The sequence below is a fragment of the Actinospineispora acaciae DSM 45401 genome (assembly GCF_000620785.1).
In the GTDB taxonomy this organism is placed as follows: Bacteria; Actinomycetota; Actinomycetes; order Mycobacteriales; family Pseudonocardiaceae; genus Pseudonocardia; species Pseudonocardia acaciae.
This window is the reverse complement of record NZ_JIAI01000008.1, coordinates 372082-388886: the sequence shown is the minus strand read 5'-3', so window position 1 is coordinate 388886 and position 16805 is coordinate 372082. Positions and strand designations below refer to the sequence as shown.

The following is a 16805-nucleotide window of genomic DNA, read 5'->3' as shown; positions in this document are numbered from 1 at the left end:
GGTCAAGCCGAACCAGAAGGTGCAGGTCAGCTTCGACGCGATCCCGGACCTGACGCGGGAGGGCACCGTGCTGTCCATCGCCCCGTCCGGTACGGCGATCTCGGGTGTGACGAACTACTACGCCACGGTGCTGCTCACCGAGACCGACCCACGGTTGAAGACGGGCCAGACCGCCGAGGCCGGGGTGTTGGTCAACTCGATGGAGAACGTCCTGGTGGTGCCGAACGCGGCGGTGGTCCGTCAAGGCGGCCGCTCGTTCGTCAACGCCCCGGGGCCGGACGGCAAGCCGATGCAGCTGCCGTTCCAGCCCGGTGCGGTCGGTGACGACACCACCCAGGTGCTCTCGGGGCTGCGCGAGGGGCAGGAGATCCTGCTGCCCCAGGCTCAGGTCCAGGGCACCGGACCGAAGCAGGGCGGCGGAGGCTGACGCCCTAACCGCTCAGTAGCGCCGATGGCCCGCGCTCCTCGACAACGAGGGGTGCGGGCCATCGGCGTTTCACCGGCCAGCCGCCGCCATACAGCCCGAGAACGCGGCGGCGTAGCGGCGGTGCCCGGGATCACCGGGATGCACCAGGTCCGTACCCAGCTCCCAGGGCCGAAACCCCGTGGTCGCCCGCTCGATCGGCACCGCGACCAGCGCCGGGAACCCGGCGAGCACCTCCCGGCAGATCGCCGAGTACGCCGCCGCTGCCGCCCGGTGCGGCCCGAACGGGAAGTACGGGATGTCCGCGACCAGCGCGCCCGCCGGCAGCCCGGAGCACAGCGCCCGGAAGTCCGCCCGGAACCGCTCCGGATCCGTCCGCGCCACATCATTCGTGCCCACGCACACCGTGACCAGATCGGGCGCGGCCCCACCCTGCCGGACGAGCATCGGCAGCTGCGAGCGCACCACGTCGGCCACCGTCGCCCCGGTCACCGACAGGTTCAGCACGGCCACCGTGCTCCCCGACGACCGGGCCAACCGCGAGGCGAGCAACCCGACGAACCCCCGCTCCGGCCGCCGCGCGGTCAACCCCTGCGCCAACGAGTCGCCCAGCGCCACGTATCGCAGCTCGCCCGGACGGCGCGCGCGCCGGCGCCAGTACGCGCTGAAGTCCTCCTCCAGCCCGGCCAGCCGCGCCCGCCGCCGCATCCACCACCCCAGCCCGGCCGCCGCCAGCACCAACGTCCGTCCCGCCGCTCCCGCGATGCCCACGCCTGCGCAGCGTAGAGCGAGCCGAGCCAACCGGAGCCCGTTCTAGGCTGAACACCGTGCCCAACCGACCCATCGATGCCGCCCAGCTACGGACCGCGCTGGCCCCCGTCCACGCCTGGCTCGACGGCACCGAGGAACCACCCCCGAGGCCCGTGATCGCCGCCGCCGTCCGCACCTCGCTGCGCGCGTTCGCCCAGCGGTACCCGGGCAAGGCCGTCGAGGTCAGGGTCCCCCCGTTCGCGGCCGTGCAATGCCTGGAGGGCGGCGCACACACCCGGGGCACCCCGCCGCACGTAGTAGAGACCGACCCCCGCGACTGGCTACGGCTGGCGACCGGCCGGCTGGCCTGGGCGGCCGCCGTGGACAGCGCCGCCGTCCGGGCCTCGGGCCACCGCGCCGCCGAGATCGGAGCGCTGCTCCCGTTGGTCCACACTGCGCAAAGTCGCGACTCAGAGTAATTTCTACGGTACCCGATTCGAGTGATGACTCGCTCGTAACGGTAGCGCGCCGTGCCGGCGCATCGCAGGATTAGGCCAATTGGCACGCCAGTCGGCCGAAAGGGGCTTAGCAGTGCCGCAGGTCGGGGGGCGCCGATCACACGGTGTACTGGCCATTGGGATATTCGCGCAGGAGTGGGCCGACGCACTGGATCGGGCCAGATATAACGTTCACGGAACGCTTGTGCCCGGGCCGAGGCTGTCCCGGACCTCCACCGGGCTGACGACCGAGCTGGCCACCGAGCTGGTCGAGCTGCTGCGCGCCGACCGGCTGGCCTCGGGCGAGGCCCGTCGGCTGGGCGCCCGGCTCGCCGAGCCGCCGTTCCGGGGGCCGAACGCCCTGCGCACCACCCTGCGACTGCTCCGCACCAGGGCACCCGAGCTGTTCGACGTGGCCGGCCACCCGGCCGAGCGGATCGGCGAGCTGGCCGACGAGCTGGCCACCGGCTACGCCGAGGGCATGCGCGCCCGCACCCGGCGCGAGCAGCAGGCGGTGCTCGGCGCGGTGCTGCGCACCCGGCGGGAGGCCGAGCACGCGCTGCGGGCCAGCGAGAAGCGGTTCCGGACGATCTTCACCGAGGCCGGCGTCGGCATCGCGATCGCGGCGCTGGACGGCCGCGTGCTGGACGTCAACCCGGCGCTGCTGCGGCTGTTCGGCGGGGCCGACCCGCGCTCGTCGCCGCGCCCCATCACCGACCACGTGCACCCCGAGGACGCCCCCGGGCTGGTCACCGAGCTCGGCGAGCTGGCCGGCGGCGTGCGCGACTCGCTGCGCAGCGAGGTGCGGTTCGTCAGGCCGGACGGCGTGGTGGTCTGGACGTACCTGACCGTCTCGCTGGTGCGCGACGACGCCGGCCAGCCGGACTACCTGATCGGCGTCATCGAGGACGTCACCGAGCGTCATCGACTGCGCTCGCGGTTACGCCACCAGACGTACCACGATCAGCTCACCCGGCTGCCGAACCGCTCGCTGATGGACGCGCAGTTGCGGTGGGCGTTCTCCGAGGGCTCCCCGGTGCAGCGGGTCGGGCTGTGCCACCTCGACCTGGACGGGTTCCGCTCGATCAACGACACGCTCGGGCACCAGATCGGCGACCAGCTGCTGCTGGCGGTGGCGCACCGGTTGCAGCTGCTGGCCGGCGAGCACCTGGTCACCAGGGCCGGCGGGGACGAGTTCGCGATCCTGGTCGCCGACCCGCCCGGCGTGGAGTACCTGTGCGAGCTGGCCCAGCGGGTGCTGGCCGGGCTGCGGCCGCCATTCGTGATCGGCTCCCAGCGGCTGTCCATCACCGCCTGCATGGGCATCGCCGAGGACGCGGTCACCGACACCTGGCCCGGTGAGCTGCAGCGCGCCGCCGACGCCGCCCGGTCCTGGGCGAAGGCCGAGGGCGGCGGCCGGTGGGCGGTGTTCGACGCGGTCCGCGACGCCGGCGAGACCAGCCGGTTCACCCTGGCCGCGAGCGTGTCCGGCGCGGTGGACCGCGACGAGTTCCACCTGCTCTACCAGCCGCTGATGGACCTGGCCAGCGGCGAGCTGACCGGGGTGGAGGCGCTGGTGCGCTGGCGGCACCCGGAGTACGGGGTGCTCGGCCCGGCCCGGTTCATCGAGCTGGCCGAGCGCAACGGCGCGATCGTCCCGCTGGGCCGCTGGGTGCTCACCGAGGCGTGCCGCCAGGCCCGGCGCTGGGCGGACCGGTTCGGGTCCGCCGCGCCGTACGTGAGCGTCAACGTGGCCCCCCGCCAGCTGATCGAACCAAGCTGGCTCGCCGAGGTGTCCACCGTCCTGGAAGACTCCGGCCTCGACCCCGGCCGCCTGCAGCTCGAGATCACCGAACGCGCCGTGCTCGTCGACGAGCCGGCCGCCTCGGAGACCCTGCGCACGCTGCGAGAGATGGGCGTCCAACTGGCCATCGACGACTTCGGCACCGGCTACTCCAGCCTGTCCTACCTGCGCCGGCTGCCGGTGCACGGCCTGAAGATCGACGGCTCGTTCATCCAGGGCCTGTGCGCCGCCGGCTCCGAGGAGTCCCGCGAGTCCAAGATCGTCGAAGCCCTGATCCGGATGGCGCACGCGCTGGGCCTGGTGGTGACCGCCGAGTGGGTCGAAACCGCCGGCCAAGCCCGCTGGCTGACCGCCCTGGGCTGCGACATCGGCCAGGGCAACTGGTACGGCGACCCGGTCCCACCGTCCGAGCTGGACGCCCTCCTCCGCCGCCCCCTCGCCGGCTAAACCCCCCGCGAGTCGGGGATCTCAGCACACTGAGTCGCGCGTTTCGGCACACATCACGGCCGGCCACACCGACGATCATGCGCCGGTCCGGGGCGGTGGTACGGCGCCGGCGGGAGGGTCCGGCCGGTTTTCGTCGCTCGTGGGAGGTACCCATCCGCTGAGCAGCAGCGCCTCCACGACCTCGACGACGGGAGCGGTCACCCAGTCGGTCTCGCGGTGGTGGGACGCGAGCGGGGCATCGAGGTGGGTGTCGAGCGCGTCGTGGAACGCGGCGGCCGCCTTGTCGACGGCGTCCTCGGGGATCATCGCCGCCGGTCCTCCTCGATCCAGACGGTGAGGCGCTGCCCGATGCCCGGCACCACGTTGCCCGCGCGCAACAGCCGTACCACGTGACCGAGGTTGACCAGGCTGCCCAGGAACGCGGAGTCCGTGGGGTGCTCTCCGGAGGCCACGATCGGTCCGTGCGGTTCGGTGAGTACGAAGTGAACCTTCATTCCTGTCCTCCTCAGGCGAGCGTGGGTGACGAGCGGCCGGCGGCCGGGGCTAATCGACGCCGGCCGCGCACCCACCGCCGGACGATGAGCAGCCATGACGTGGTCGGGGCGGGGGCGGGTACGGGCGCGAGCAACGACACGCAGTGGGCGCAAGGATCGCCCGGCGGGTCGGCGAGCGAACCCGGTACGACGACGTGGCCGCACACCGCGCGGTAAAGGCCGGTACGGCCGGCGCGGGCGAACTCGACGTCGGTCACCCCATGCTCGGCGTGGTCGATCGTGCAGGTCATCGGCGCCACGCCCACGTTGTCCAGGCCGTCGAGGTGGGCGTGTACGCGCAGGGTGACGCGCGCCGGCGTCCCGGTCGGCGGACGTCGTCTACGCCTCATGGTGGGTTCACCTCGCGTGGCCCGGGCCGTGTCGCTCATGGGGCCAAGTTCGTTGTGCTGAAGAAGGTGAAGCGGAGTGTGGTTGATACAACTCAGTTGTGACAACAATGTCAACGTGCGACGGCCACTCATACGGGTGACGCCTGTCGCGTGGTGCAGGGTGGGCAACCACGGAACCCGAGGAGGCACAGCGTGGTCACGTCGTCGAGTCCGGCCGTACTCAAGCGTTGGATCGCGCTGGAGCTGCGACGGCTGCGCAAGGAAGCCAGGCTCACGCAGAAGGACGCGGCCAACCGGATCGGCCGGTCCCAGCAGCACATCGGCTACCTGGAGAGCGCGCGGAACCTGCCGTCCGTCGGCGACCTGGAGTTACTGCTCGGCCTCTACGGCACGCCCGAGCGCAACGACTTCATGCGCGAACTGCTCACCGCCGCCCGCAAGGGCAAGAACTGGTGGGCCAACCTGAGCGACGCGGTGCCCGACGGCTTCGAGTTCTTCCTCGGTCTCGAAGTCGGCGCGGCGGAGCTGTCCTCGTTCGATCCGCTCCTGGTCAACGGGCTACTGCAGACACGAAGCTATGCCGAGGCTGTGATCGGTGGGGATACCGACATCACGACCGAGGAGATCCAACGGCGCGCCGAGCTGCGAATGGGGCGCCAGCGCATCCTGGATCGGGTCGAGGACCCTGTGCGCCTGTGGACGGTGATGGACGAGTCTGTGCTTCACCGCAAGCGAGGCGACTCGACGGTGATGCGTGAGCAACTTGCTCACCTGTTGGAGATGTCCGAACGTCCGCGCATCGACATCCAGGTGCTCACGCTGGACGCAGGTGCGCACACCGCGCAGCAGGGTGGCTACTTCACCGTGATGAAGTTTCCGCCGGACATGGTGGGCGACCCCGGTGTCGTCTACCAAGAGGTGATCAGCGCCGGGCTCTTTGTCGAGAACCCGGAAGAGATAGCTCTTTACGAGCGTGCGCTGGCCCGGGTGCGCTCGCTAGCAGCGACGACCGAGGAATCGAGGCGCATAATTGGGCGTGTCATGAAGGAGGTGTAGCCGTGAACGACACGGTCGACGCGCCAGTGTCCGAGTACCGCAAGTCGAGTTACAGCAGGGCGAACGGCCAGTGCGTCGAGATTGCCGTGGCGGCCGGCGGTGGTCGGTGGGTGCGCGACAGCAAGCATCGGGAGCGGCCGCCGTTGGAGGTCACCGCCCGCGGATGGGCTGCCTTTGTCCGAGGCGTGAAGAACGGCGAGTTCGGCAACCCGTGAGTGGTTAGCGTGGCTATAGCAACGCTAACCACTCACGGCTCGGAAGCTCGACGGTTCGGGTGGGCGGACATGGGGTACTCGGTCGGCGGTGCGCATGGCCACTGCCGGCGCCGAGGTCGACAGGAGGCGCTTGGTGGCGATCGGTCACGTTGAGTAGCCGACTGGATGGCGTGAACCGCCGCACTGCGCAAACCGGATTCGCGGCTCAGGCGGCTAGACTGGGGTGTACGTCAGATCACCGCAACCGTGCCGGGAGCGTGCGTTGGAACTGACAGTGACCGCCGAAGACCCCAACTGTTCCCCGAGCGATGACGGTCCGCACGAGGAGTGCGGCGTGTTCGGCGTGTGGGCGCCGGGCGAGGAGGTCGCCAAGCTCACCTACTTCGGCCTGTTCGCGCTGCAGCACCGGGGCCAGGAGGCCGCCGGGATCGCCGTCAGTGACGGCCGGCAGGTCGTGGTGTTCAAGGACCTCGGCCTGGTCAGCCAGGTGTTCGACGAGCAGACGCTCAGCTCGCTGCGCGGGCACCTCGCCGTCGGCCACACCCGCTACTCCACGACCGGGTCGACGACCTGGGAGAACGCCCAGCCGACGTTTCGGACGACGGCCACCGGGAGCGGGCTGGCGCTCGGCCACAACGGCAACCTGGTCAACACCGCCGAGCTGCGCGACGAGGTGAACGCGCTGGTCGGCAGGGGTGGCCACGGGGCGGTGACGGCGACCACGGACTCCGACCTGATCACCGAGCTGCTCGCGGCCACCTCGGCGGACGTCGGGCTGGAGGAGGCGGCGGTGCGGCTGCTGCCCCGGGTGCGCGGGGCGTTCTCGCTGGCGTTCTCCGACGAGCAGACGCTCTACGCCGCGCGCGACCCGCACGGGGTGCGCCCCCTGGTGCTCGGGCGGCTGGAGCGCGGCTGGGTGGTGGCCAGCGAGACCGCGGCGCTGGACATCGTGGGCGCGAGCTTCGTGCGCGAGGTGGAGCCCGGCGAGCTGCTCGCCATCGACGGCAACGGGCTGCGGTCCAGCCGGTTCGCCGCGCCGGAGCCGAAGGGCTGCGTCTTCGAGTACGTCTACCTGGCCCGCCCGGACACCACCATCGCCGGCCGTTCGGTGAACGCGGCGCGGGTGAGCATCGGGCGCCGGCTGGCCGCCGAGTACCCGGCCGAGGCCGACCTGGTGATCCCGGTGCCGGAGTCGGGCACGCCGGCGGCCATCGGGTTCGCCCAGGGCTCCGGGATCCCGTACGGGCAGGGCCTGGTCAAGAACGCCTACGTGGGCCGCACCTTCATCCAGCCGTCGCAGACGATCCGCCAGCTCGGCATCCGGCTCAAGCTGAACCCGCTGCGCGAGGTCATCAGGGGCAAGCGGCTGGTCGTGGTGGACGACTCCATCGTGCGCGGCAACACCCAGCGCGCGCTGGTCAGGATGCTGCGCGAGGCCGGCGCGCTGGAGGTGCACGTGCGGATCGCCTCGCCGCCGGTGCGCTGGCCGTGCTTCTACGGCATCGACTTCGCCTCCCGCGCCGAGCTGGTGGCCGGGGACCTGGACCTGGACGGGGTGCGCCGCTCGATCGGCGCGGACTCGCTGGGCTACGTGTCCATCGACGGGCTGGTGCAGGCCACCGAGCAGCCGGCGAGCCGGCTGTGCGCGGCCTGTTTCGACGGGAACTACCCGATCCCGCTGCCGGAGGACGCGCAGCTCGGCAAGCACCTGCTCGAAGAGATCATTTCTGACGAGGGAGCCCTCGCCGCCGGATACGGGGCGGCCGGCGCCATGCATCAACCCTGAGCGCCGCTGCCCCGAGAGACAGCTACCCACCGCCGACCATCGGAGCCACCCGGTCATGCCCGTGCCATCCGCCAGCCCCGAGGAAGTCTCCCCCTCCGCTCCCCGCCCGGCCAGCTACGCGGCGGCCGGGGTGGACATCGAGGCCGGCGAACGCGCCGTCGAGCAGTTCCGGCAGTGGACCGAGAAGGCCACCCGCCCGGAGGTGCTGGGCGGGCTCGGCGGGTTCGCCGGGCTGTTCAAGCTCAAGATCGGCAAGTACACCGAGCCGGTGCTGGCCGCCTCCACCGACGGCGTCGGCACCAAGATCGCGGTCGCGCAGGCGCTGGACAAGCACGACACGATCGGGCTGGACCTGGTCGCGATGGTCGTCGACGACCTGGTGGTGTGCGGCGCCGAGCCGCTGTTCCTGCAGGACTACATCGCCGTCGGCGCGCTGGTGCCCGAGCGGGTGGCCTCGATCGTCAAGGGCATCGCGGACGGCTGCCAGCGGGCCGGCTGCGCGCTGCTGGGCGGCGAGACCGCCGAGCACCCCGGGCTGATGCAGCCGGGCGACTACGACCTGTCCGCGTCCGGGGTGGGCATCGTGGAGGCCGACGCGATGCTCTCCCCGGAGCGGGTCCGGCCGGGGGACGTGGTGGTCGCGCTGGGCTCGTCCGGGCTGCACTCCAACGGCTACTCGCTGGCCCGGCACGTGCTGCTGGACCTGGCCAGGATGCCGCTGACCGGGCAGGTGGAGGAGTTCGGCCGCACGCTGGGCGAGGAGCTGCTGGAGCCGACCCGGATCTACGCCCCGGACTGCATGGCGCTGGCCGCCGAGACCGACATCCGCACGTTCGCGCACATCACCGGCGGCGGGTTGGCCCGCAACCTGTCCAGGGTGCTGCCGCGCGGGCTGGTCGCGGTGTGCGATCGGGGCAGCTGGACGCCGGCGCCGGTGTTCAAGCTGATCGCCTCTCGCGGCCGGGTGGAGCGCGCGGAGATGGAGCAGGCGTTCAACATGGGCGTCGGCATGGTCGCGGTGCTCGACCCGGAGGACGTGGACCGCGCGCTGGCCGTGCTCACCGCCCGGCACGTGCCGGCGTGGGTGCTCGGCGACGTGCGCCGCGCCCGCGAGGTGGACGCGGACGCCGACGGCCCGCGCGTGCTGCTGCGCGGCGAGCACCCACGGTTCTAACCAGTCAACCCCCAGCACTGACCGTCCGTACCTCGGTACGGACGGTCAGTGCTACGGGTGAATTGCCGAGGAGACCACCGCGCGCTCAACGGCGGCGGTAGTCGTCTTCCTCGTACTCGTCCTCGAGCTCGGCGTCCTCCGGCTCGGGCCGAGAGGAGATGCCGGCGAGCTCTCGTTGCAAGGCGTCGACGTCCATCCCTGGGGAGCTGTACTTGAGCTCTCGGGCCTTCTTCGTCTGCTTGGCCTTGGCACGGCCGCGCCCCATGGCTCGACCCCCCTCACAGCAGGGACGGGGCGGCCGGGGGAAAGCGGCGGCCCCGTTCATCTCGTTTGAATGTCCTGCCCTCTACCGTACCTTGCGCGCGCCGCTCTGTGCGACGTGGCACTCCCCGCACCGGGTGGCTTTCACGTCACGACGTGGTCTCGTCGCCGAGTACCCGCGTTCGGGCGGGACCGGTGTCCTCAGCGGCCCCTGGCGCGGGCCTGGGCCTGCCGTCCGGGCGGTTCCGCCCCGTCCTCCGGCGGCACCGAGTCTGGATCGATACGGACCGGGACGTCGCCGACCGTCAGCTCGGCGTCCACCGGGGTCGAACGCTTGACCAGAGCCAGCGCGACCGGCCCGAGCTCGTGGTGCTGCACGGCCGTGCCCACCCGGCCGACCGTGCGGGCGCCGAGCATGACCTGGTCGCCGGTCTGTGGCGGCTCGTCGTCGCCGGTGTGCAGGAGCACCAGCCGCCGGGGCGGGCGGCCCAGGTTGGCCACTCGGGCCACGGTTTCCTGGCCGCGGTAGCAGCCCTTGTCCAGGTGCACGGCGGAACCGATCCAGCCGACCTCGTGCGGGATGGTCCGCTCGTCGGTGTCGGCGCCGAGGCGGGGGCGCAGCGCGGCCACTCGCAGCGCCTCGTAGGCCATGATCCCGGCCGCCGCGGCACCGGCGTCCCGCAGCCGCCGCCACCAGTTCGCCACCTCGGCGCGCGGCACCAACAGGTCGACCGCGCCGCCCGTTCCCGTGCCTGTGACGCCGATCGCGGTGAGTGCGGGCATCCGCCGGACGAACCCACCGTCCGCGCCCAGTGACGCCGCGCCGTACGCCTGGTCCGGCACGGCCACGCCGGCCGCCGCGAGCACCTCGTCGGTGGCCGGGCCGACGACGCTGAGCAGCGCCAGCTCGTCGGTGGCCGAGCGCGGCTCCACCTTGGACCAGAACCGCATCTTCTCCAGGTAGTCCAGGAGCGTGGCCGAGGTGTTGGGTTCGACGTCGAGCCAGACGGTGTCGTCGACGTGGGCGAGCACGGCGTGGTGTTCGACACGGCCGTTGATGTCCAGCACCAGCGACTCGGTGCCGGTGCCGGGCGTCAGCTCGCTGACGTGCTGGGTGAGCAGCAGGTGCAGCCAGGACAGCCGGTCCTCGCCGGGCACCGCGATGACCTCGCGGTGCGAGCGGTCCACCACGGCGGCGGAGCGGTCCATGGCGCGCTGCTCGGCCAGCGGGTCGCCGTGGTGCGCGGCCACGCCGGCGTCCGGGCCGTCCTCGACGGCGACCGCACCCGGCAGGGTGAGTAGCGGGTTCACCGGTCCTCCTCGGTCGCGTCGGTTGCATCGGCTTCGTCGGCGCAGTTCGAGCAGGCCCCTGATAGCGCCACATGGGTGGCGTCCAGCCGGAAGCCGTACTCGGCGCGCAGCCGGCGGGCGACGTCGTCCAGCAACTCGGTCGGCACCTCGGCCACCTCGCCGCAGCGGTGGCAGACCAGGTGGACGTGTTCGTGCTCGTGCGCGGAGTAGGTGGGCGCGCCGTGGCCGAGGTGCGTGTGGCGCACCACGCCGAGGCGTTCGAGCAGGTCAAGCGTGCGGTACACGGTGGTGATGTTGACCGCCGGGGCCTGCCGCTGGACCGCGCCGCAGATCTGTTCGGGGGTGGCGTGGCCGAGCCGCTGAACGGCGTCCAGCACCAACTGCCGTTGCGGGGTCATCCGGAACCCGCGCTCGTGCAACGTCCGCCGCAGCGTCTCCATTGCCTCGATGGTAGCCCCGCCCCGGACGGCGTCGACGACCCTGACCGGGGGCGATCGGGTGAGCGCTATCCCCCAAGTGGGCTCACGACCGCTCACACCCTAGAGTGAACGCCACGACCGGCCGGCGCGGTAACCCTACGCTCGGCGCTGACCACACAGGGTCGGGGCGCATCCGGTTCCTCGGCCCAGCACCATCTTCTGGGGGCGACCGATGACCGCTGATCAAGACGAAAGCTCCGGCGTGGACCGCGAGTCGGACGGCGGTGACGAAGCACCCCTGTTCGACCTGGTGGTTCGCGGGTACGACCGTCGGCAGGTGGACGAGTACGTCTCCGGCCTGGAGTCGACGATCGCGTGCCAGCGCGCCGAGCTGGAGGCCGCCGGCGCCTCGAAGTCCGCTGCCGCCGTGGCGGCCGCCGCCGCGGTCGGGGACGGCGGCAAGATGGCCGGGCTGGAGGGCGCGAAGGGCCTCAACCCGGAGATGATCGGCGCGTTCACCTCCCGGCTCCAGTCCATCCTGCAGGCCGCCGAGGAGGAGGCCGACGAGGTCCGGACGGCCGCCAAGAAGTTCGCCCGCCAGGAGGAGGAGACCGGCCGGGCTCGCCTGGCCGACCTGGAGCAGCGCCGCGACGGGGTGCTCGAGGACCTGCTGCGGGTGCGGGGTCATCTCGACGCGCTGCTCGTGCAGGAGGGTGTCGCGGGCGGTGGTTCGCGGGCGTACGCGGCGCGGGCGCCCCAGCCCCCGGCCCGCCCGGATCCCGGCACCGAGCGCCGCACCGAGCGCATGGAGGCGCGTTCGGAGTCCCGTGGGGAGCCGAGGCCGGCCCCGCGCAAGGAGGCCGGCGCGGAGGCGCGCGAGCCCCGCCCCGAACCTCGTCCCGAGTCCCGTCCGGAGCCTCGTCCGGAGCCCCGCCCCGAACCTCGACGCGAGCCCCGCCCGGAGCCTCGCGGTGAGCAGCGTCCCGAGCCGCGCCCCGAGCCCCGTGGGGAGGCGCGCCCGTCGCCGCGTCCCGAGCCGCGTCCCCGTGCCGAGGGCCGTCCGGAGCCGGAGCGGCGGCCGTCGCCGTCGCCCTCCCGTCCCGAGCCCGCGCAGCGCGCCGAGCCGAGGACGAGCACGCCACCCGCCGACGGCAACCGGCCGAAGCCGTCGCCGTCCCCGCGTCCGGAGCCGTCGCCGCGCCCTGAGCCGCAGCCCGCCCAGGAGGCCGCGCCGCCCAGGCCCCGGCCGACCCCGTCGCCCGCGCCGAAGGCACCGAGCCCGTCGCCGAGGCCGTCGGGTGCCGCGCCCAGCCCCACCCCGCACGGGCCCCCGGCGCAGGGCAAGCCCGCCCGGCCGGGCATCCCGACCCCGCAGCCCAAGCCCCGGCCCACGCCGTCACCTCGGCCCCGGCCGACCCCCAGCGTCCCGGACCCGGTCGGCCAGCAGGCCCGCAACGGCCTGTTCAACCGGGAGAACGGCGCCGTCCGCGGTGATGAGCCGGACGGCGGCTTCGGGACCGGCGCACGCTGACCCGCGAGGGGCCGCGGCGCCGCGCTTCTGGTTGAAAGATCCGTCCGTGACACGCGTGAGCGGGCGGAGTTTTGGGAAAGCTCGGCCTCGGCCGCGTACGGTGCACTTCTATGAGGCTGCCGTTCTCCCCGACGCAGACGGCGGTAGGCGTCGGGGTCCTGGTCGTCCTGGTGCTGGTGGTGCTAATCGTGATACTGATTCGTCGAGCCAGGGCGAGGGCCAGGCGCCGAGCGCGTACCGAGGCCGCGTTAGGGGCACCGAACCCGAGCGACACGCTGCCGGCCCCTGAGCCGCCGACGATCAAGGCGTCGCCGCCCCGGTACCCGCCGGGGCCGAGGACGGTGGCCCAGCTGGTCGAGCGCAGCCCCACCGAACCCATCCCGACCAGCGAACCAACGTCCACGGAGGCGGAACACAACGGGGCCGCGCCGTCGTCCTCCAGCGCCCAGCTCGCCGACGAACGCGAGCCCGCCGACACGGACGACGCCGAGACCGAGACCGCCGCTCGGCCCGCGCCGTTCATCGGCCCGTTGGCGCCCGCCCCGTCCGAACCCGTCGACGAGTCCGCCCCGACCGACGAGCCCGAACCGAAGCCCGAGCCCGAGCCGACCGCCGGGCCCGACGACTCCGAGCCGACCGAAGACTCCGAGCCCACCGCCGAGCCCGAGGCGAGCGACGAGGAGCCCGAGCCCTCGGCGCCGTCCAGGCCGACCGAGCGGCCGGACCCCTTCGCGCGGCGGCCCCGGCCCAGCGCGCCGACCACGGCCACCGCCGACATCGTCCGCCGGGCCGACGCCGCGCCCGCCGCGGTGAACTCGACCCGGTTCGCCGACGCGGCCCCCACCGCCGACGCCAAGGACCGGCTGCTGCGGGTGCTGCTCACCGACCCGGACCGGGCACTGCACGCCGTCGGCGACCTCGAAACCTGCCGCGAACAGCTGGACGAGCTGCACCAGTCGATGCACCAGCAGCGCCGGCAGCTCGCGGACGCGGCCCGTCGGCTCCGGGGCGCGGGCCTGACCCCGGCGCAGGTGGCCCGGCTGGCCGGGTTCGGCGAAGGCGAGCTGGTCAGCCTGCTCGCCGAGCACGCGCCGTCGCCGGTCCCCCGGGACGCCCGGCCCGGCGACGCCAACGGATCCGCCAACCCGAGCTGACCGAAGCCCGACCCGCCCGGCTACGAAAGTCGACGGTGGGCGAACCGCGAGACCGACGCGCCCGCCGGCCGCCCGCTCAGATCATGACCGGCATGGCCACACAGAACACCGCAACGGCCCAGGCGCCGTACATCGGCGCGACCACCGACGAGCTCGCGCGCAAGTCCAGCGGCGACCAGGTCGCCGGCATGCTGACCCAGAAGGCCCTGTTCCGCCGCCGGGGCGAGATCGTGCTCTACCCCGACCGCCTCGTGCTCTCCGCCTGGAACGACGCCGGCGACCTGACCTTCCGCCGGACCGACATCCGGTCGGTCGAGACCAGGTTCACCGAGCACTACGGCCGCTTCGTCGGCGGCCTGCTCGGCGCGTGCAAGCCGCTGGTCATCGACACCGCGCCGGTCGGAGAGATCTACCTGCTGGTCAACCGCAAGGAGATCATGGAGACCACGGACGACAAGAAGTGGGAGAAGCTGATCAAAGCCTGGCTGGCCGAGCAGGGCTGAGGCGGGCTCAGCCGACGATGCGCTTCAGGCGGGCGGACAGGTGCGGCTGCAGCGGTTGGCCGACCATCGCGCGCTCGTCCACGTACGCGAGGTCCCGGCCGGCGTCCGTGCCGTCCACCAGCCCGTAGAGGCGCTGCGCGGTGTTGACCTCCTTCGCGGTCTGGGTGCGGACCACCGCGTCGGTGACCAGCTCCCAGGACGTCGTGGTCCGGGGCTGGCCGTAGTAGACCTCCACGATCCCGGTGGCGTGCGCGATGAGGACCTCGATGGTGTCGTCCTCCTGGGGACGCCACCAGCCGGTCTCCCTGGCCGCCGGCCGCACCACCGCCCCGCCCGGCCCGTCGAGCAGCCAGGCCCGCGCGCTGTAGGTCAGGAACGGCCGGCCGTCGTGCGCGAACTCGATCTGCTGGCCGAAGTGCAGCGGGCCGTCGATGGTCGGGTAGACCACCTCACCCTCGCCGCGCCACACCCCGACCAGCGGCAGCAGCGCGGTGCACAGCGGGTGCAGGTCGGGGCCCTCGCGCAGGTTCGCGGTGTCCGGTGGGATCGGCAGGTCGGGCAGGTCGGCGACGTCGTTGAACGTCGGGACGTTGAGGCGGCCGGGCGGGACCGGCTGGGGCTCGGGCTCGGGAGAGGTGTCCGGCGAGGTCATGACCGCCCGCTCCGATCCGAAGCCCGGTACAGCCAGGCCGCGCACAGCCACAGCAGCGCCGCGCAGGCCGCCAGCAGCACGCCGGTGAACAACCACGACATGAAGGTCACGGCAACGCAGCGTAGCCGCTGCCCCCGACCGGCCGACGGCCACGCGCCCGGACTCACGCCAGCGGATGACCGGACGCCGTCCGACGCCTACCGTGACCGGCTATGACGGCCATCGGCTCGAACCCCGCGGCGCACCGGGACCCGGCGACCGCGCTGCTGCACGACCCGTCGACCTACCAGGTCGGACCGCCGCTGGCCGAGCTGGACAGGCTGCGCCGCGAGCACGGGGTGGTCTGGGTGGACGAACCCGAGGGGCCCGGCTACTGGCTGGTGCTGCGCCACGCCGACGTGACCAGGGTGCTGCGCGAGCCGGCCAGGTTCTCCTCCGCGCTGGGCGGCACCCAGATCCGCGACCCCGCCAGCCCCGAGGACCTGGGCTACGTGCGGCGGATGATGCTCAACATGGACCCGCCGGAGCACTCCCGGCTGCGCCGGCTGGTGTCCAGGTCGTTCACCCCGCGCGCGGTGGCCGCGCTCACCGACCGGATCACCGGGCACGCCCGCGCGCTGGTCGACCGGATGCTCGCCGGCGGCGCGGCCCGAGGCGAGTGCGACTTCGCCAAGGACGTCGCCGCCGACCTGCCGCTGTTCACCCTGGCCGAGGTGCTCGGGGTGCCGCCCGAGGACCGCTGGCTGCTGTTCGACTGGTCGAACCGGGTGATCGGCTGGCAGGACCGGGACTACGCGACCAGCGCGGCGTTCGACCCCCAGGGCGGCACCGAGATGGCCCGCAGGGCGCTCGCGCTGCGGCCGGAGCCGGACGCGAACGGCCGGATGCCCGACCCGCGCACCCGCGCCGGCATGGCCGACCTGTACGCCTACGCGCACCTGCTGGCCGAGCACAAGCGCCGCACGCCCGCCGACGACGTGATGTCCGTCCTGCTCGCCCAGCCGCACGACACGGTCTCCGTGGAGGAGTTCGAGAACCTGTTCTGGCTGTTCGCGGTGGCCGGCAACGAGACGCTGCGCAACGGCATCCCGGGCGGGATGATCGCGCTGCTGGGCCACCCCGCGCAGCAACGCGCGCTGCGGGCCAACCCCGGCCTGCTCAACGGCGCGGTGGAGGAGATGCTGCGCTGGTGGACGCCGGTCATGGTGTTCCGCCGCACCGCCGCCGCCCCGGTCAGGCTGGCCGGCGTGGACATCCAGCCCGGCCAGAAGGTGGTGGTGTCGTTCCTGTCCGCGAACCGGGACGAGACGGTGTTCGCCGACCCGGACGCCTTCGACGTGCACCGCGAGCCGGGCGCGCACCTGGTGTTCGGGCACGGGCCGCACTTCTGCCTCGGCGCGGTGGCCGCCCGTACCCAGATCCGCGCGCTGTTCGGCGAGCTGATGGCCCGGACCTCGTGGCTCGAACCGGCGGGCGAGCCGGCGCTGCTGCGGTCCAACTTCCAGCGCGGCGTCAAACGGCTGCCGCTGCGCTGGACCCGGGCCTAGGCGGGGTTGCTGATCTCGATCAGGTTGCCGTCCGGGTCGCGCAGGTAGACGCTGCGCAGCGGCCCGGTGGCACCGGTCCGCTCCACCGGTCCCTCCTCGACGGCCACGCCGTACTCGGCCAGCCGGGCCAGCACGTCCTCCAACGGGTCGGCCGCGAGGAAGCACAGGTCCGCGCTGCCGGCCACCGGGCGGCGTGCCTTGGGCTCGAACTCCCGGCCGACCTGGTGCAGGTTGATCTTGCTCTGGCCGAAGTGCAGCGCCGTGCGCCCGTCGCCGAAGCTCACCGCCCGCATCCCGAGCACGCCTTCGTAGAACGCCACGGTGCGCCCGATGTCCGCGACCGTCAACACCAGGTGATCCAACCGCTCGATCCGCATACCGCCCATCCTGA

General features: G+C 72.8%; 20 protein-coding genes. 11 read left to right on the top strand and 9 right to left on the bottom strand.

What is annotated here, in order from left to right:
• Positions 1-427, top strand: a 427-nt coding sequence (locus N912_RS64675; protein WP_028925618.1) for an efflux RND transporter periplasmic adaptor subunit, incomplete at its 5' end; no start/stop codon positions are given.
• A 69-nt stretch (positions 428-496) separates the two neighbouring features.
• Here N912_RS64675 and N912_RS56015 read toward each other — a convergent pair.
• Positions 497-1195, bottom strand: coding sequence for an SGNH/GDSL hydrolase family protein (locus tag N912_RS56015; protein ID WP_156994179.1), 699 nt, complete (start codon positions 1193-1195; stop codon positions 497-499).
• 56 nt (positions 1196-1251) lie between these two features.
• Here N912_RS56015 and N912_RS0132070 point away from each other — a divergent pair, with 56 nt between their 5' ends.
• Together N912_RS0132070 and N912_RS56010 are read left to right on the top strand one after the other, a co-directional pair.
• Complete coding sequence (locus N912_RS0132070) at positions 1252-1653, top strand: sterol carrier family protein (protein WP_028925617.1); 402 nt, start codon at positions 1252-1254, stop codon at positions 1651-1653.
• A gap of 223 nt (positions 1654-1876) precedes the next feature.
• On the top strand, positions 1877-3922 hold the full coding sequence (locus N912_RS56010) for a putative bifunctional diguanylate cyclase/phosphodiesterase (RefSeq protein ID WP_051581092.1): 2046 nt from the start codon (positions 1877-1879) through the stop codon (positions 3920-3922).
• Between the two features lie 75 nt (positions 3923-3997).
• Here N912_RS56010 and N912_RS0132060 read toward each other — a convergent pair whose 3' ends face one another.
• Genes N912_RS0132060 through N912_RS56005 form a run of 3 tightly spaced genes read right to left on the bottom strand, consistent with a single transcriptional unit; the run spans position 3998 to position 4805 of the window.
• Positions 3998-4228: a hypothetical protein gene (locus N912_RS0132060; protein WP_028925616.1), complete on the bottom strand. Its 231-nt coding sequence runs from the start codon at positions 4226-4228 to the stop codon at positions 3998-4000.
• Complete coding sequence (locus tag N912_RS0132055) at positions 4225-4416, bottom strand: hypothetical protein (protein ID WP_028925615.1); 192 nt, start codon at positions 4414-4416, stop codon at positions 4225-4227. The genes N912_RS0132060 and N912_RS0132055 overlap by 4 nt, the downstream gene beginning before the upstream one ends.
• Positions 4417-4427: 11 nt before the next feature.
• Positions 4428-4805 carry a hypothetical protein gene (locus tag N912_RS56005; protein ID WP_156994178.1) on the bottom strand — a complete coding sequence of 126 codons (378 nt, stop codon included), beginning with the start codon at positions 4803-4805 and terminating at the stop codon, positions 4428-4430.
• Positions 4806-4997: 192 nt separating this feature from the next.
• Between N912_RS56005 and N912_RS0132045 the strand changes: the two genes are divergently transcribed.
• From N912_RS0132045 to purM, 4 genes are all read left to right on the top strand, one after another.
• Positions 4998-5861 (top strand): helix-turn-helix domain-containing protein, encoded by an 864-nt coding sequence (locus N912_RS0132045; protein WP_028925614.1) that lies wholly within the window; start codon positions 4998-5000, stop codon positions 5859-5861.
• Between the two features lie 2 nt (positions 5862-5863).
• The gene (locus tag N912_RS0132040; RefSeq protein ID WP_028925613.1) at positions 5864-6076 is read left to right on the top strand and encodes a DUF397 domain-containing protein; all 213 of its coding nucleotides are present in this window, start codon (positions 5864-5866) and stop codon (positions 6074-6076) included.
• A 268-nt stretch (positions 6077-6344) separates the two neighbouring features.
• Positions 6345-7862, top strand: coding sequence for an amidophosphoribosyltransferase (purF, locus tag N912_RS0132035; protein WP_084211403.1), 1518 nt, complete (start codon positions 6345-6347; stop codon positions 7860-7862).
• A gap of 55 nt (positions 7863-7917) precedes the next feature.
• Entirely contained in the window at positions 7918-9036 is a 1119-nt protein-coding gene (gene purM, locus N912_RS0132030; RefSeq protein ID WP_037067577.1) for a phosphoribosylformylglycinamidine cyclo-ligase, read from the top strand.
• 85 nt (positions 9037-9121) lie between these two features.
• Here the strand turns inward: purM and N912_RS0132025 are convergent, their stop codons facing one another.
• The 3 genes from N912_RS0132025 to N912_RS56000 all read right to left on the bottom strand — a co-directional run bounded on the left by N912_RS0132025 (position 9122) and on the right by N912_RS56000 (position 11048).
• Positions 9122-9301 carry a DUF3073 domain-containing protein gene (locus N912_RS0132025; protein WP_028925610.1) on the bottom strand — a complete coding sequence of 60 codons (180 nt, stop codon included), beginning with the start codon at positions 9299-9301 and terminating at the stop codon, positions 9122-9124.
• A 197-nt stretch (positions 9302-9498) separates the two neighbouring features.
• Positions 9499-10608: a CAF17-like 4Fe-4S cluster assembly/insertion protein YgfZ gene (gene ygfZ, locus N912_RS0132020; RefSeq protein ID WP_028925609.1), complete on the bottom strand. Its 1110-nt coding sequence runs from the start codon at positions 10606-10608 to the stop codon at positions 9499-9501.
• Complete coding sequence (locus tag N912_RS56000; protein ID WP_037067574.1) at positions 10605-11048, bottom strand: Fur family transcriptional regulator; 444 nt, start codon at positions 11046-11048, stop codon at positions 10605-10607. The genes ygfZ and N912_RS56000 overlap by 4 nt, the downstream gene beginning before the upstream one ends.
• Positions 11049-11259: 211 nt before the next feature.
• Here N912_RS56000 and N912_RS60925 point away from each other — a divergent pair, with 211 nt between their 5' ends.
• The 3 genes from N912_RS60925 to N912_RS0132000 all read left to right on the top strand — a co-directional run bounded on the left by N912_RS60925 (position 11260) and on the right by N912_RS0132000 (position 14215).
• On the top strand, positions 11260-12558 hold the full coding sequence (locus N912_RS60925) for a hypothetical protein (RefSeq protein ID WP_156994177.1): 1299 nt from the start codon (positions 11260-11262) through the stop codon (positions 12556-12558).
• A gap of 110 nt (positions 12559-12668) precedes the next feature.
• Positions 12669-13712 (top strand): hypothetical protein, encoded by a 1044-nt coding sequence (locus N912_RS0132005; RefSeq protein ID WP_156994176.1) that lies wholly within the window; start codon positions 12669-12671, stop codon positions 13710-13712.
• A gap of 92 nt (positions 13713-13804) precedes the next feature.
• Positions 13805-14215, top strand: a complete 411-nt coding sequence (locus tag N912_RS0132000; protein WP_051581112.1) for a hypothetical protein — start codon at positions 13805-13807, stop codon at positions 14213-14215.
• A 7-nt stretch (positions 14216-14222) separates the two neighbouring features.
• On the opposite strand, the gene N912_RS0131995 is transcribed toward N912_RS0132000, so the two are convergent.
• A complete protein-coding gene (locus N912_RS0131995) occupies positions 14223-14867 on the bottom strand; it encodes a heme-binding beta-barrel domain-containing protein (RefSeq protein WP_028925605.1) in 645 nt (214 codons plus the stop codon).
• A 212-nt stretch (positions 14868-15079) separates the two neighbouring features.
• Between N912_RS0131995 and N912_RS0131985 the strand changes: the two genes are divergently transcribed.
• The gene (locus tag N912_RS0131985; protein ID WP_051581091.1) at positions 15080-16414 is read left to right on the top strand and encodes a cytochrome P450; all 1335 of its coding nucleotides are present in this window, start codon (positions 15080-15082) and stop codon (positions 16412-16414) included.
• Here the strand turns inward: N912_RS0131985 and N912_RS0131980 are convergent.
• Positions 16411-16791, bottom strand: a complete 381-nt coding sequence (locus tag N912_RS0131980) for a VOC family protein (protein WP_028925603.1) — start codon at positions 16789-16791, stop codon at positions 16411-16413. The two genes, N912_RS0131985 and N912_RS0131980, sit on opposite strands and share 4 nt — an antisense overlap.
• Between the last annotated feature and the right edge of the window lie 14 nt (positions 16792-16805).

Excerpts from the sequence above, each read along its gene's own strand:
- N912_RS0132055 (WP_028925615.1), bottom strand. The coding sequence starts at position 4,416 with ATGAAGGTTCACTTCGTACTCACCGAACCGCACGGACCGATCGTGGCC.
- N912_RS56000 (WP_037067574.1), bottom strand. The coding sequence starts at position 11,048 with ATGGAGACGCTGCGGCGGACGTTGCACGAGCGCGGGTTCCGGATGACC.
- N912_RS60925 (WP_156994177.1), top strand. The coding sequence starts at position 11,260 with ATGACCGCTGATCAAGACGAAAGCTCCGGCGTGGACCGCGAGTCGGAC.
- N912_RS0132005 (WP_156994176.1), top strand. The coding sequence starts at position 12,669 with ATGAGGCTGCCGTTCTCCCCGACGCAGACGGCGGTAGGCGTCGGGGTC.
- N912_RS0132025 (WP_028925610.1), bottom strand. The coding sequence starts at position 9,301 with ATGGGGCGCGGCCGTGCCAAGGCCAAGCAGACGAAGAAGGCCCGAGAG.
- N912_RS0132060 (WP_028925616.1), bottom strand. The coding sequence starts at position 4,228 with ATGATCCCCGAGGACGCCGTCGACAAGGCGGCCGCCGCGTTCCACGAC.
- N912_RS0131985 (WP_051581091.1), top strand. The coding sequence starts at position 15,080 with ATGACGGCCATCGGCTCGAACCCCGCGGCGCACCGGGACCCGGCGACC.
- N912_RS56005 (WP_156994178.1), bottom strand. The coding sequence starts at position 4,805 with ATGAGGCGTAGACGACGTCCGCCGACCGGGACGCCGGCGCGCGTCACC.
- N912_RS0131980 (WP_028925603.1), bottom strand. The coding sequence starts at position 16,791 with ATGCGGATCGAGCGGTTGGATCACCTGGTGTTGACGGTCGCGGACATC.
- N912_RS0132000 (WP_051581112.1), top strand. The coding sequence starts at position 13,805 with ATGGCCACACAGAACACCGCAACGGCCCAGGCGCCGTACATCGGCGCG.
- purM (WP_037067577.1), top strand. The coding sequence starts at position 7,918 with ATGCCCGTGCCATCCGCCAGCCCCGAGGAAGTCTCCCCCTCCGCTCCC.
- N912_RS0131995 (WP_028925605.1), bottom strand. The coding sequence starts at position 14,867 with ATGACCTCGCCGGACACCTCTCCCGAGCCCGAGCCCCAGCCGGTCCCG.